The following is a 13,877-nucleotide window of genomic DNA, read 5'->3' as shown; positions in this document are numbered from 1 at the left end:
AAGATGAGGCGGTGGACGCGAGGACTCTTTCCGACGCGGTGCGACCCCGCCTGGTCGAGCGGGTGGCCGGCATGCCGGGGCCCGCGGGCAGGCTCCGCACCGACGTGCTGTTCGCCCTGGTGATGTTCGCGAGCAGCGGCGCCGTCGTCGGCGTCGTGCGCGACAACGGCGAGCCGCCGGGCGTGGCGGGCTGGTCGCTGCTCGTCGCGGCCCACGTCGTCATCGTGTGGCGGCGGCGCGCGCCGCTCGGCGTCATGCTCGCGCTGATCGCGATCCTGATGTCGTACCACCTGCTCGACGTCAACCACACCGCCCCCATGGCGGTCTCGATGTGCGCCCTCTACACGGTCGCCTCGCGCCGCCGCCCGCTGTACGCCGTCCTCGTCGGCGCGAGCGTGCTCACCGTGATGCTCAGCCTGAAGTTCTCCGAAGGGATGGCCGAGGGCGCGGAGTCGCTGCGGATATCCGGCTGGATCGTGGCGTTCCTGCTGCTCGGCGTGTACGTGCGCATGCACCGGCAGTACGTCGCCTCCGTCCTGGAACGGGCCGTGCGCGCGGAGCGCACCCGCGAGGAGGAGGCCAGGCGCAGGGTCGCGGAGGAGCGGCTGCGGGTCGCCCGCGACCTGCACGACCTGCTCGCGCACAGCATCACCCTGGTCGGCGTCCAGACGTCGGTGGCCGCGCACGTCCTGACCGCCGACCCCGACCGCCTCGACCGGGCGGCCGTCGCCAAGGCGCTGGACGACGTCGCTGAGACCTGCCGCAGCGCGCGGGGCGAACTCCGCGCCACTCTTGAGGTGTTGAGGTCGGGGGCCGAAGGCGCCGACGACGAGGCCAGGGGGCCGCTGCCCGGGCTCGACGGGCTGCCCGACCTCGCGGAGGCGGCCCGCACGGCGGGCGCCGAGGTGGACCTCTCGGTCACCGCCTGCGACGCGCCGCCCGTGGTAGGGGCGGCCGCCTACCGCATCGTGCAGGAGGCGCTCACCAACGCCGTACGGCACGCGGGACCCGACCTCACCGTCCGGGTCGCGGTGCGCGTCGCGGACGCCGCGCTGAACGTGACGGTCACCGACGACGGCGTCGGCGCCCGAGCCCCCTCCCACGCGCCGGGGTTCGGGCTCGTCGGGATGCGCGAGCGGGCCCGCACGGTCGGCGGGACCCTGGAGGCGGGGCCCCGGCCCGACGGGGGCTTCATGGTGTCGGCGGTGCTGCCCCTCGCCCCGGTGTCCCTGGGCGGCCTGACATGACGATCCCTACGACGGAAGGCCCGGCATGACGATCCGCGTGCTGCTCGCCGACGACCAGACGCTGGTGCGTGCCGCGTTCGCGATGCTCGTCGAATCCGCGCCCGACATGGAGGTCGTCGGGCAGGCGGGCACGGGGCGCTCGGCGGTCGAACTCGCCCGCTCCGAGCGGGCCGACCTCGTCGTCATGGACATCCGCATGCCCGACCTCGACGGCATCGAGGCGACGCGGCTGCTCGCGGCGGACGAGGACCTGGCGGGCGTGAAGGTCCTGATGCTCACGACGTACGACACGGACGAGCACGTCGTCGACGCGCTGCGCGCGGGCGCGTCCGGCTTCCTGGTCAAGGACACCAGACCCGCCGAACTCCTGGACGCCATCCGCACGGTGGCCACCGGCGAATCCCTGCTCTCGCCAGGACCCACGGCACGGCTGATCGCCCGGGTACTGCGAGCCCCCGACGCCGCCGAACTGACCGGCGCGGGCGGCCCCGAGGGGCTCACGGAGCGGGAGCGCCAGGTGCTGCGGCTGGTCGCGCGCGGCCTGAACAACACGGAAATAGCCGAGACGCTCGGCCTGAGCCCCCTGACCGCGAAGACCCATGTGAGCCGCATCATGGGCAAGCTGAGCGCCAGGGACAGGGCCCAACTGGTGATCATCGCCTACGAGTCGGGCCTCGTGGCACCGGGTTCGGTCGCGTCCCCCTGAGCCCGGCGCCACGAGCCGGGCGGGGCGTCACATCAGCCCCGCCGCCGCCACGTACTTGCCCACCCGCTCGACGTCCTCCGTCGACAGCGGGATCTGCGGTTCGGCGGTCGCGGAGCAGTCGATGATGCCGCGCAGCCGCAGCGCCGCCTTGAAGGCGCCGAGCGCCGACGAGCTGCCGCCCATGCGCGCCGGGTCGCCCGTCGTCACCATGCCGAACAGGCCGCACAGCCGCTCCTGTTCGGTCCGGGCGAGGGCCCAGTCGCCCGAGCGGCAGGCGCGGTACAGGCGTACGTACCCCTCGGGGTCGACGTTCCCGAGCCCCGGCACCACCCCGTCCGCGCCCATCGCGAGCGCCGCGTCGACCGTCACCTCGGAGCCGGTGAGCACACTGAAGGAGCCGGGGCCCGGGCGCCTGCCGATGAGGACGCGCCGGAAGCCGCCCTCGTCGCCGCTGGAGTCCTTCAGGCCCGCGAGGACGCCCTCCGCCGCGAGTTCGAGGACCAGTTCGGGCGACAGCTTCGTGTGGACGGCCATCGGCAGGTCGTACGCGAGGACCGGCACCTCGGAGCCGCGCGCGACCAGGCGGAAGTGACGGGCGATCTCGGCGGGGTGCGTGCGGGTGTAGAAGGGCGCGGTCACCACCACCGCGTCCGCGCCGCCCGCGCCGAGCGCCCGCACGTGGTCGAGGACGCGGGGCGTCGTCATGTCGATCGCGCCCGCGAGGACCGGAAGTTGGCCGCCCACATGGCGTACGACCGTGTCGAGCACCAGCGCGCGCTGCCGGTCGGTGAGGTAGGCGACCTCCGAGGTCGAGCCGAGGACGAACAGGCCGTCCACGCCGCCCGCGACGAGATGGTCGACGAGCCTGACGAGCGATGCGGTGTCCACCTCGCGGTCCGGTGTCAGGGGAGTGCAGACGGGCGGGACGACACCGGTGAGCGGGGCGGGCAGAGTCATGGATGCTCCCTGGAGGGCGGGGCCGTGGCGGCGGCCTGGGTGACGAGCTCGTGGGTCGACTGTCCTTCGCCCACGGGGTGGTGGCAACGGAACGTGTGCGCGGGACCGGCCGGTTCCGGGTTCGGCATCGCCGTCGCGCACACCTCGTCGGCCTTCCAGCAGCGGGTGCGGAACGGGCAGCCGCTCGGCGGGTGGGTCGCCGAGGGCACGGGTCCGACCAGCGGGATCGGGTCGATGGGGTCGAGGAGTCCGGGTGTCGCGGAGAACAGGGCGCGGGTGTAGGGGTGCCGGGCCCGGTCCAGGATCTCGGCGGCGGGCGACTCCTCGACGATCCTGCCGAGGTACATCGTCACGACGCGGTCGCTCATCCTGCGGACCGTCTGGATGTCGTGCGAGACGAAGACCAGGGCGAGGCCGAGACGTTCCTTGAGATCGAGGAGGAGGTTGAGGATCTGGGCGCGGACCGACACGTCGAGCGCGCTGGTCGGCTCGTCGGCCACGACCAGGTCCGGTTCGAGGGCCAGGGCGCGGGCGATGGCGACGCGTTGGCGTTGTCCGCCGGACAGTTGACCGGGGAGCCCGTCGGCGAGGACCTTCGGCAGGCCGACGAGGTCCATCAACTCCCTTACGCGGGAGTCGCGTTCCCTGGCCGATCCGCGTTTGTGCACGTCCAGGGGGTCCCGGAGGATCTGCCTGATGGAGAGTCTGCGGTTCAGGGCGGTGGACGGGTCCTGGAAGATCATGCCCGTGCGTGTGCCGATCGCCGTGCGGCGGGCGGCGGGGTTCATCGTCCACAGGTCGTGGCCCTGGAACGACACCGTGCCGGACGTCGGGCGCTGGACGCCTACGAGGGTTTTGGCCAGGGTTGATTTGCCGCAGCCCGATTCTCCTACGACGCCGATGGTTTCGCCTGGGGCGATGGACAGGTTGGCGCCTGTCAGGGCGTACACCCTGTCGCGGGACAGGAGGGTGCCGGAGCGGGCCCTGTGCACTACGTGCGTCTCTCGCAGCTCCACGATGGGGGTGGTCATTTCGGCTCGCTGTCTGTTGTGGAGCTGCGGGCTGTGGGGATCTCGGGTGCGGGTTCGCTGGGGCTGGTCGCGCAGTTCCCCGCGCCCCTTACGGGGCTCACCCGCACCTGCGCCGGGTGGTGGCATGCCGTCGCGTGTCTCTCCGCGCCCAGGAGTTCCGGCGTTGTCGTACGGCACACCGCCGAAGCCAAGGGGCACCTGTCCGCGAACCGGCAGCCCCGCGGGAAGTCCGCGGGGGACGGGACCACGCCCCTGATCTGCGTCAAGCGTTGGGCCGCCGACTCCAGGGAGAGGACCGAGCCGAGCAGGCCGCGCGTGTAGTGGTGGGTCGGGGTCTCCACGAGGTCGGCGGTGACGCCCGTCTCGACGATCTGGCCGCCGTACATCACCACCACCCGGTCGGTGACGTCGGCGACGAGTGCCAGGTCGTGCGAGACGAGGATCAGCGCGAAGCCCAGCTCCTCGCGCAGGCGCAGGAGCAGCTGGATGATCTGCGCCTGGACGGTGACGTCGAGCGCGGTGGTGGGCTCGTCCGCGACGATCAGCCGGGGGTCGCGGGAGAGGGCCATGGCGATCAGGACGCGCTGGCGCTGGCCGCCGGAGAGCTCGTGCGGGTAGCTGCGCAGGGTGCGTTCCGGGTCGAGGCCCACCAGTTCGAGGAGTTCGACGGGGGTGCGGCGGCCACCTCGGCGTACGACCTGTTTGAGCTGGGAGCGGACCGTCATGGCGGGATTCAGCGAGGACAGGGCGTCCTGGTAGATCATCGCCATGTCGTGGCCGAGGAGCCCGCGGCGGGCCCGCATCGGCAGGCCGGTCAGCTCCCGGCCGCCGAAGGCGACGCGGCCGCGCACCCGGGCGCCCCTGGGCTGGAGGCCCATCACGGTCAGGGCGGTCAGCGACTTCCCGCAGCCCGACTCGCCGACCAGGCCGAGGACTTCACCGGGACGCACGTCGAAGCTGATGCCGTCGACGATGTCCACCCCGCCGTGGCGCTCGTCGAAGCCGACGGCGAGGTCGGTGACGGTGAGGACCGGGGCGCCTTCGGGCAGCGGGCGGGCCCGGGAGCGCAGGCGTGCGGCCGCCTCGGTCAGGCCGGGCAGCGCGAGGACCTCGCCGCTGCCGGGCTCGGCGGCCTCCAGGGGGTCCTCGTCGTGGGCCCGCGCCGCCTCGCGCGGGGAGACCTCGCGGGTGGAGGGCGCGGCCCACGCGTCGGAGACGCCCTCGGAGAGGATGTTGAGGGCGAGGACGGTGAGCAGCATCAGGAGGCCGGGGAAGACCGTCGCCCACCAGCCGCCGATCAGGACCATGTTCTTGCCGTCGGCGATGACGCTGCCCCAGGACGGGTCCGGCGGCCGTACGCCCGCGCCGATGAAGGAGAGCGACGCCTCGAAGACGATGGCCTCGGCGACCTGCACCGTACAGAAGACGAGGATCGGCGCGGCGCAGTTGACGGCGACGTGGCGGATCAGGATGTGCGGCGTACGGGCGCCGATGATGCGTTCGGCGACGACGTAGTCCTCGCCGTCCTGGTCCATCACGTTGGCGCGTACGACGCGGGCGATCGGCGGCGTGAACAGGAACGCGATGGCGCAGATGAGGACGACGATGCCGCCGCCGAAGACCGCGACGAGCACGGCGGCGAGCGCGATGCCGGGGAAGGCCATGACGACGTCGAGGCAGCGCATCAGCGTCTCGTCGACGGCCTTGCGCGAGGTCGCGGCGATCGCCCCGATGAGCGCGCCCACGACGAGGGCGAGCAGGGTGGCACCGAGCCCGATGGCGAGGGACCAACGGGCCCCGTACATCAGCCTGCTGAGGATGTCGCGGCCGAGGCTGTCCTGCCCCATCCAGTGGTCGGCGGAGGGGTGGCCCGTGCCGTCGGCCTGGGTCTGCTGGTCGAGCGGGTCGTGCGGGGCGATGAGCGGCGCGAAGAGCGCCACCAGGACGACCAGGCCGACGACGCCGACCGCGACGCGGGACAGGACGGGCAGCTTGCGCAGCGAGCGGATCCGGATGCCGGGGACGGCGAGGCGGTCGGCCAGCGCCTTGCGTGAGGTGACCATCAACTCGCCCCCCTCAGGCGCGGATTGACCAGGAGATGGAGGACGTCGATGACGAGGTTGACGACGACGAAGCCGACGGCGGTGGTGATGACGACGCCCTGCACGACGGCCGGGTCGCCGTTCTTCACGGCGTCGATCATCAGCTTCCCCATGCCGGGCAGCGAGAAGATCGTCTCGATGACGACCGCGCCGCCGAGCAGGTAGCCGACGCGCAGGCCGAGGACGGTGAGCGGGTTGATGAGGGCGTTGCGCAGGACGTTGCGGCCGACGACCACGACCGGGGGCAGTCCGCTGCCGATGGCCGTACGGACGTAGTCCTTGTCGAGCTCCTCGACCACGGCGGTGCGGATGATGCGGGTGAGGCCCGCCGCCACCGGCAGGGAGAGCGCGAAGGCGGGCAGCGTCATGGTCTTGAGCCAGCCGGTGAAGGAGTCGCCGGGGTTGATGTAGCCGCCGGTGGGGAACCAGCCGAGGTCCACGGCCAGGTACTGGATCATCAGGAGCGCCAGCCAGAATCCCGGCGCCGCGACGCCGGTCAGCGAGACGACGCGGATCAGCTGGTCGGGCAGCCTGTCGCGGTAGATCGCGGCGGTCACGCCGAGGGTGAGCGAGAGGACGACCGCGATGCCGAGGCCCAGGAAGGTGAGCTGCATCGTGAGCGGCAGCGCGGTGGTGACCTGGTCGAGCACGGGGGAGCGGTTGAGGACGCTGATGCCCATGTCGCCCTGGAGCAGGTCGCCGACGAAGGCGACGTAGCGCACGGGCAGCGGGTCGAGCAGGCCGTTGTCCTCCCGGAACTGGTGGAGCTGCTCGGGCGTCGGGTTCGCGCCCTGGAAGAACGCGGAGGCCGGGTCGACGTCCGAGAACCGCATCACGAGGAACACGAACAGGACGATGCCGAGCAGCAGCGGGACGAGCAGGGCGATGCGGCGGGCCAGGATTCTGAGGACAGCGGTCACGGCGTACGACTCCTGAGCTGGCTACGAGCACGTGAACTGGCCGTGGGTCAGGCCCACTTGGCCTGGAGCAGATTGATCCCGGGATACGGCTGGGCCTTGACGCCGGTGATCTTCTTGGGGTCCCAGGCCGTCATGAGTTCGTTGTGCACGACCGGATAGAGCACGGCCTGCTCCGCGACGACGTCGATGTAGTCCTGGATCATGGCCCGCTTCTTGGACGCCTCGGGCTCGCGGGTGGCCTGGTCCATGTCCTTGAAGAGCTTCTTGGCGACGGAGGCGTCGGCCCAGCGCGCGTAGCCCATCCAGATGTTCTCGGGGCCGTAGTTGTAGTGCATGATCAGGTCCGCGTCGAGCCCGAACTGGTTGGGGTTGGAGGCGGCCGCGACGACCTGGAAGTCCTTCTTCTGGTCCAGCTTGGTGAAGACGGCGGTGGTCTCCTGCGGATCGAGGGTGACGTCCACGCCGAGCTTCTTCCAGCCGTCCTGGATGGTCGGCAGGCAGTCCACGATCCAACTCACGTTCACCGCCATGAGGTTGATCTTCAGACTCTCGACCCCGGCGTCCTTGAGGAGCTTCTTCGCCTTGGCCAGGTCGTACCCGTAGACCGTCTTGGCGGGCCGGTAGGAGGGGTTGGACTCGTTGAGGAAGGACGTCGACGCCTTGCCGTGGCCCTTGAGCGCGGCCTCGATCATCTTCTCGCGGTCGATGGCGTAGTGCAGGGCCTGGCGCACGCGTACGTCGTCGAACGGCTTGTGCGCGGTGTTGAAGAGCAGGAACAGGTTGTTCATGCCCGCGCCGCCCTCGACGGTCAGGCCGCCCTTCTTGAGCTGCTCGATGTTGGCGTACGGGATGTTGTCGGCGATCTCCGCGTCCGCGCTGCCGCCCGAGATCTTCGCCACGCGCGGCGCGGCGTCCACGATGGTCAGCCAGTTCATCTTCTTGAAGGCGGCCTTGCGCGGGCCGTTGTAGTCGCCGAACGCCTCGAAGGTGGTGTTCGACTTCGCGTGGTGCGCGGTCTGCCGGTAGGGCCCCGAGCCCACCGCCTTGCCCTTGGTCGCGTCGTCCCAGGCGCCCGGCTTCGAGAAGACGTGCTTCGGCATGATCTTGGCGAGGGAGAGGCGGGCCGCGCCGTCGGGGAAGGGGAACTTGAGGATCAGCTCGACGTTCGTCGCGTCGACCTTCTTCACCTCCTTCAGCCAGCTCGCGAAGAAGCCCTTGGCCAGGGTCTGCGTCTTCGGGTCGAGGATCCGCTCGAAGACGAAGACCACGTCGTCGGCGGTGACGGGCTTGCCGTCGTGCCACTTGGCGCCGGGGCGCAGCGCGAACTTCCAGGTGGTCGCCTTCAGGTCGGCGGGGAGCTGGGTGGCGAGCGCGGGGTAGGGCTCGCGGGTGATCGGGTCGGTGCCGAGCAGGCCCTCGTAGATGTGCTCGTTGCCCGCCATCGCGAAGGCCGACGCGGTCTGCGTCGGATCCCAACTGCCGTCGTTCCCATAGCCGATGACGGCCGTGAGCGTGGCGTCGCCGCCCTTGCCGCCGCCCCCGGTCTCGTTCGTCGACTCGGGCCCCGACGAGCAGGCGGAGAGCGTGGTGGTGATGGCGGCGGCCGCACCGAGGGCACCGGTGTACTTGAGGAAGGAGCGGCGGTCCGGCGCGACTCCGTGGTCCGTGGTCCGGGGGGTCTGGTCGCTCACTGTGTCTCCCTTGAGAGATCCCACGTCCTACGTCGTGGTGGCGTGGCGACGATAGGAGCGGTCAGGGACCCGGTCAAGAGATCGCGCAGGGATCCGAATGCGGCGAAGTCGTACCGGAGGTGGGACGTGGGATGTCACCCGTGCCTACGATGACTCGCATGCCCATGGAGCCAGTCCGAGAGCGGCGTGTGAGCGGTCAAGTGCGGCGTGCGGTCGTGCAGTTGATCCTGGAGAGAGGGCTGCGGCCGGGGTCCCCGCTGCCCACGGAGACCGAGCTGATGGAGGCGCTCGGCGTCAGCCGCAACTCCGTGCGCGAGGCGCTCAAGGCGCTCCAGGCCCTGGACATCGTGGAGATCCGGCACGGCTACGGAACGTATGTCGGGCAGGCGTCCCTCACCCCGCTCGCCGACGGTCTGACCTTCCGGGCGCTCGTCGGGGTCCGCGACGACGACCACGCCCTCGCGGAGATCCTTGAGGTGCGCGAGGTCCTGGAGGAGGGCCTGATGCGACGGGTCGCGGGGTCGCTCACCGACGCCGAACTGTGCGCCCTGGAGGAGCTGGTGGGGCGCATGGAGCGCGCGGCGGGGACCGGCATGGCCTTCCCCGAGCTGGACCGGGAGTTCCACGAGACGCTCTACCGCTCGCTGGGCAACGAGCTGGTGCCGCAGTTGCTCGGCGCGTTCTGGCACGTCTTCCACCGGGTCGCGGGCGCGCGCGGCTGGTCGAACGATCCGGCGCCGGACGTGACGGTGCGCAGGCACCGGGACATCGTGACCGCGCTGCGCGCCCGGGACGTGGTCCGCGCGCAACGGGCGATGGCGGACCACTTCCGGGGCATCGGGGAGCGGGCGGGGCAGGGGATGCGGGGGGTGGGGTGAGGGGGCGTACGGGGCCTGGCGCGGCCTCACGGGTCTCACGGGTCTCATGGGGCCTCATGGGGAGGGGGCGAGTGCGTAGTCGAGGCCGTCCTCCGGGTCGGTGTCCAGGCCCGACCCGTAGGCGACCTCGTACGCCGCGTCGCCGATGCACTCCCTGATCCGCAGCTCCGACCGCTCGCGCGCGGCGAGGAGTTCGGGCATGCCCATCTGGGGCAGGCCGACGGTCTGCCAGATGCGCTGGCCGATGCCGAGCAGCCGGGCCGCCCGTACCCCGTGGCCGGAGTCGGCGGTCGTCGACGCGAGCAGGTCCACGGCCATCCCGACGCCGACGGTGTCGTGAAGGAGCGCCTTGCCGCGCAGGGCGGCCCTGGCGTGGGCGGCGGCCTCCGCGGGGCGGCCGAGACCGACGGCGGCCAGGGCGCGGGTGTACTGGGCCCAGGCGTGCATCCACCGCTCGCCGAGCTTCTCGCACCGGGCGCACAGCGCGTCGGCGACCTCGGCGGCGGCCGCGAACTCCCCCCGGTGGACGTGCACGAACGAGGTGGTCACCTGGTTCAGGAACCGGGCCGCGGGAAAGGCCCCGCCCCCGTGCGGGGGCTCCGGCGCCGAGGCGAACACCGCGGCGGCCGCCGCTTGGTTGCCGCGCAGGGTCTGCGCGGCGCCTTCGAGGTAGGCCGCGGCGGCGGCCGCGTCCGGGTCGGCGCTGTCCGCCACGGCCTCGCGGAACACGGCGGCGAGCCGCCAGGCCGTGCCGGTGTCGCCCTGCGCGATGGCCGCGACCCCGCACGCCCACACGGCTTTGGCGCGCACCGGACCCGGCTCGTCGCACAGGTCGAGCGCCCACCCCAGATAGTGCCTGCCCTCCCGCGTGAACCCGCAGGCGAACCAGAAGAACCAGAGCGCCCCCGCCATCTCCAGGGCGGTGCGGCCCTGGCCCTCGGACAGGCAGAACTCCAGCGCCGTACGGAGGTTGGCGTGCTCGGCCGCGAGGCGGTTGTACCAGTCGACCTGGTGCGGCCCCAGCCACTCCGCGTCGGCCTGGAGCGCCAGATCCAGGTGGTGGTCCCGGTGCGCGCAGCGCGCCGTGTACTCCTCGTCCAGCTCGCGCAGCCAGTGGACTCCGTACTCGCGGACGGTGTCGAGCATGTCGTAGCGGGGCGGGCGTTCCCCGCCGTTCGAGCGGCGGCGTACGAGGGACTTGGCGACCAGACCGTCCAGGAGCTGTTCCACCTCACCGGCCGGGATCGGGCCGCCCGCGCCCACCGCACGGGCGCCGCCCAGGTCGAAGCCGCCGTTGAAGACCGAGAGACGCGCCCACAGCAACCGCTCCAGGGGCGTGCACAGCTCGTGGCTCCAGCCGATGGTGGTGCGCAGGGTGCGGTGGCGCGGCAGCGCGGCGGTGCCGGTCCCGGTGCCCGCGACTTCGGTGAGCGCGTCGAAGCGGTGCTGGATCCGGTCGGCGAGCTGCTCCAGGGATAGCTCGGCGAGCTGGGCGGCGGCGAGCTCGATGGCCAGCGGGATGCCGTCGAGGCGGCGGCAGACGGCGGCGGCGGACGCGCGGCGCGCGGCGCACAGCTCGAATCCCGGCAGCGCGGTCGCGGCGCGTTCGGCGAAGAGCGTCAGGGCGTCGCTGTGCTCGGGCGGCGCGTCACGCCGCGCGGGCGGGCGGGGCACCGGCAGCGGGTCCACCTCCATGCCGCGCTCGCCGCGGGCGCCGAGCGGCTGTCTGCTGGTGACCAGGATCCGCAGGCCCGGCGCGGTGTCGAGGAGTGTGCGGGCGAGGCGGGCGCAGTCGGTCACCAGGTGCTCGCACGAGTCGAGGACGAGGAGGAGCTGCTTGTCGGCGAGCCACTCGGCGACCAGCTCCTCGGGCGGCCGCAGGGTCGGGTCGGCCAGGTTCAGCTCTTCGAGCAGGACGTGCCCGAGCAGGGAGGCGTCGCGGAGCGGGGCCAGCTGGACCAGGCGCGCGCCGTCGGCGTACTCGTCCTGGAGCCGGTGGGCGGCCCGCAGGGCGAGACGCGACTTCCCGACGCCGCCCACCCCGGTCAGGGTCACGAGGCGGGTCCGCGTCAACAGGTGGCTGATCTCCCGCAGTTCGGCTGCCCGCCCGACGAAACTCGTTGTCTCAGAGGGGAGATTCATGATCCGTAGTCTCCTCCGCGAGGGGTGGCGGGGGTGCGTGCTTGCCGCAAGTCGAGCCCTGGCGAGGGCGATGCGCTCAATTTCCCGCACGGGAGGACCAGCTCCTGTCATCCCTGCGCCTGCTGTGATCAACCGGTGGTGGGGGTCGATCTCCTGAGCCATAGTGGCCGTTCACCGAGCGGAGCTACGGAGAGTACGGAGAGTCAGGAGGGCCTGCGCATGGCCATCCGTGAAGGGTGGCGTGAGCGAGGGCGCGCCGGTGCCGCGCGTGTCGCCGCCCGTGCCGTCCGTGTCTCCCGTGCGGTCCGTGTCTCTCGTGCCGTCGGTGTCTCCCGCGTCTCCCGTGTCTCCCGTGTCTCCCACGGAGGGTGGCGTGAGCAGTGCGGTACCGGTACCGGTACCGGCCGTGACGGGTGGGGCGCGGGAGCCGCCCGCGTACTTCCCATGACCGTCTGCTCCGTCCTCGCCGCCCCCGGAGTCTTCGCGGGCTGGGAACCGGCCACCGCCGCGCTGCTGATCGGCCCGCTCGCCACGTGCCTGCGGTTCGGCGTCGCGCACACGGCCGCCACGGTCTGCTGGACCGCCCTCCTCGCCCTCCTCGCCGGGGCGGGGCGCGGCTTCTCTGCGTCGCCGCCCTTCCCCCTCGACTTCCTCGCGCTGCTCACCGGCGGCGGGCTCGCCGTCACCGTCGCCGCCCGGCGCACCGGGCAGGCAGCCGCGCTCGCCAGGGCCACCGAGGTGGCGCGGGCGGCCCAGGGCGCGATCCTGCGCCCCTTCGCCGAACGGATCGGCGACATCGACGTCTGCACCCGGCACTACTGCCCCGTCCAGGGGGCGACGGTGGGCGGCGACGTGTACGACATCGCCCACACGCCGTACGGCACCCGGGTGTTCATCGGCGACGTGCGCGGCCACGACCTGGACGCGCTGCGGATCTCGGCCGGGGTGCTCAGGGCGTTCCGCGACCTCGCCTACCTCACGCCCCGCCTGACCGACCTGGCGAGCGCACTGGACGCCCGCATCGGCGCGGAGCTCGGCCCCGAGGACTTCGTGACGGCGCTCTTCGCCGAGTTCGTGCCGGGCGAGGTCAGACTGGTCAACTGCGGCCACCCCGCACCGCTGCGCGTGGGCCAGCTGACGAAACTCCTCGAACCCCCGGACCACACCGCGCCGTTGGGCCTAGGCCCCCGGCCCACCCTGTGGCGCGGGTGGCTGCAGCCCGGGGACAGGGTGCTGTTCTACACGGACGGCCTGAGCGAGGCACGGGACGCGACCGGCGCCGACTTTCCCCTGCTCCAGGGAGTCACGCAGGCACTGACCACACCACTCCCGTGCGACGCGCTCGACACGCTGTACGCCCTCCTGACCGGTCACACGGGAGCGCCGCTCGTTGATGATGTGGCGTTGGTGCTGTGCCAGCCTGCCGAGGTGGCGGAGCCGCCCCCGGTCCCGGCCGCCGAGCAGTCGGCGCCGGGGCGGACCCCCGCGCCCCGCTGCTGACCGGGCCCCTCCTCAGTGCTGCTGCGGCTTCTGCGGAGTCGCCTCGCTCGGGCGGACGATGACGTGGCCCTCGCCCTGGAGCATCAGCTGGACCGCCTCGCCCGAGCCGCCGCGGATCATCGAGCCGATCGACTGCGAGCGGTGCAGGGAGGTGCCGAGGCCGGCGGTCCAGCCGACGACCGCGTCCGTGTCGACGTACACCGGCTGGTCCTTGGTGACCGGGATGACCAGGGGGTTGCCCTCGCAGATGAGGCCGAGGCGGCCCGTGCCGGTGAAGACGCTGTTGAACAGGCCGCCGCCGGTGATGCCCGCGCCCTTCACCGTCTCGATCTTGTACGAGAGGGTCGCGTCGAAGCAGAGGACGTTGCGGCCGTTGACGGTGAGGACGTCGCCGGGCTCGACGTCGACTATGAAGCAGTTCTGCGCCTCGTGCGCGAACCACGCCTCGCCCTGGCCGCGCACGGCCATCAGCGGCAGCCCCTCGCCGGTCACCGCCCGCTTGAGCAGACCACCGACGCCGCCCTGGCTCTTCCGCTCGAACTGGAGGCTGCCCCGGTAGGCGATCATCGCGCCCTGGCGCGCGAGCATCTCGCCGTTGACGGCGTACTTGATGGACTTGGCGTTCTGGAGGGTCATGCCGGGCACGTGGGCCGGCTGTGCCATGTGGTCGCTGGAGAACAGGTCACTCTTCATGCCCACATCT

General features: G+C 72.1%; 11 protein-coding genes. 4 read left to right on the top strand and 7 right to left on the bottom strand.

The window, feature by feature from the left end; all coding sequences use genetic code 11:
• The first annotated feature begins 71 nt into the window (after positions 1 to 71).
• Positions 72 to 1,247 (top strand): histidine kinase, encoded by a 1,176-nt coding sequence (locus KY5_RS13305; RefSeq protein ID WP_098247227.1) that lies wholly within the window; start codon positions 72 to 74, stop codon positions 1,245 to 1,247.
• A gap of 25 nt (positions 1,248 to 1,272) precedes the next feature.
• Positions 1,273 to 1,953 (top strand): response regulator, encoded by a 681-nt coding sequence (locus KY5_RS13300; RefSeq protein WP_098242446.1) that lies wholly within the window; start codon positions 1,273 to 1,275, stop codon positions 1,951 to 1,953.
• A 27-nt stretch (positions 1,954 to 1,980) separates the two neighbouring features.
• Here the strand turns inward: KY5_RS13300 and KY5_RS13295 are convergent, their stop codons facing one another.
• Genes KY5_RS13295 through KY5_RS13275 form a run of 5 tightly spaced genes read right to left on the bottom strand, consistent with a single transcriptional unit; the run spans position 1,981 to position 8,654 of the window.
• Positions 1,981 to 2,910, bottom strand: coding sequence for a dihydrodipicolinate synthase family protein (locus tag KY5_RS13295; RefSeq protein ID WP_098242445.1), 930 nt, complete (start codon positions 2,908 to 2,910; stop codon positions 1,981 to 1,983).
• The gene (locus KY5_RS13290) at positions 2,907 to 3,941 is read right to left on the bottom strand and encodes an oligopeptide/dipeptide ABC transporter ATP-binding protein (protein ID WP_098242444.1); all 1,035 of its coding nucleotides are present in this window, start codon (positions 3,939 to 3,941) and stop codon (positions 2,907 to 2,909) included. The genes KY5_RS13295 and KY5_RS13290 overlap by 4 nt, the downstream gene beginning before the upstream one ends.
• Complete coding sequence (locus KY5_RS13285; protein ID WP_098242443.1) at positions 3,938 to 6,004, bottom strand: dipeptide/oligopeptide/nickel ABC transporter permease/ATP-binding protein; 2,067 nt, start codon at positions 6,002 to 6,004, stop codon at positions 3,938 to 3,940. Before KY5_RS13285 ends, KY5_RS13290 begins: the two co-directional genes overlap by 4 nt.
• Complete coding sequence (locus KY5_RS13280; protein ID WP_098242442.1) at positions 6,004 to 6,963, bottom strand: ABC transporter permease; 960 nt, start codon at positions 6,961 to 6,963, stop codon at positions 6,004 to 6,006. Before KY5_RS13280 ends, KY5_RS13285 begins: the two co-directional genes overlap by 1 nt.
• Positions 6,964 to 7,010: 47 nt before the next feature.
• Positions 7,011 to 8,654 (bottom strand): ABC transporter substrate-binding protein, encoded by a 1,644-nt coding sequence (locus tag KY5_RS13275; protein ID WP_098242441.1) that lies wholly within the window; start codon positions 8,652 to 8,654, stop codon positions 7,011 to 7,013.
• A gap of 149 nt (positions 8,655 to 8,803) precedes the next feature.
• Here KY5_RS13275 and KY5_RS13270 point away from each other — a divergent pair, with 149 nt between their 5' ends.
• The gene (locus tag KY5_RS13270) at positions 8,804 to 9,532 is read left to right on the top strand and encodes a FadR/GntR family transcriptional regulator (RefSeq protein ID WP_199843562.1); all 729 of its coding nucleotides are present in this window, start codon (positions 8,804 to 8,806) and stop codon (positions 9,530 to 9,532) included.
• Between the two features lie 54 nt (positions 9,533 to 9,586).
• On the opposite strand, the gene KY5_RS13265 is transcribed toward KY5_RS13270, so the two are convergent.
• Complete coding sequence (locus KY5_RS13265; RefSeq protein WP_098242439.1) at positions 9,587 to 11,674, bottom strand: ATP-binding protein; 2,088 nt, start codon at positions 11,672 to 11,674, stop codon at positions 9,587 to 9,589.
• A 444-nt stretch (positions 11,675 to 12,118) separates the two neighbouring features.
• On the opposite strand from KY5_RS13265, the gene KY5_RS13260 reads away from it, so the two are divergent.
• Complete coding sequence (locus tag KY5_RS13260; RefSeq protein WP_098242438.1) at positions 12,119 to 13,174, top strand: PP2C family protein-serine/threonine phosphatase; 1,056 nt, start codon at positions 12,119 to 12,121, stop codon at positions 13,172 to 13,174.
• 12 nt (positions 13,175 to 13,186) lie between these two features.
• On the opposite strand, the gene KY5_RS13255 is transcribed toward KY5_RS13260, so the two are convergent.
• The gene (locus KY5_RS13255) at positions 13,187 to 13,867 is read right to left on the bottom strand and encodes an AIM24 family protein (protein WP_098242437.1); all 681 of its coding nucleotides are present in this window, start codon (positions 13,865 to 13,867) and stop codon (positions 13,187 to 13,189) included.
• Between the last annotated feature and the right edge of the window lie 10 nt (positions 13,868 to 13,877).

It is taken from the genome of Streptomyces formicae (assembly GCF_002556545.1).
Taxonomy (GTDB): domain Bacteria; phylum Actinomycetota; class Actinomycetes; order Streptomycetales; family Streptomycetaceae; genus Streptomyces; species Streptomyces formicae_A.
The sequence above is the reverse complement of the archived record's forward strand: the minus strand, read 5'-3'. Positions and strand labels throughout refer to the sequence as shown.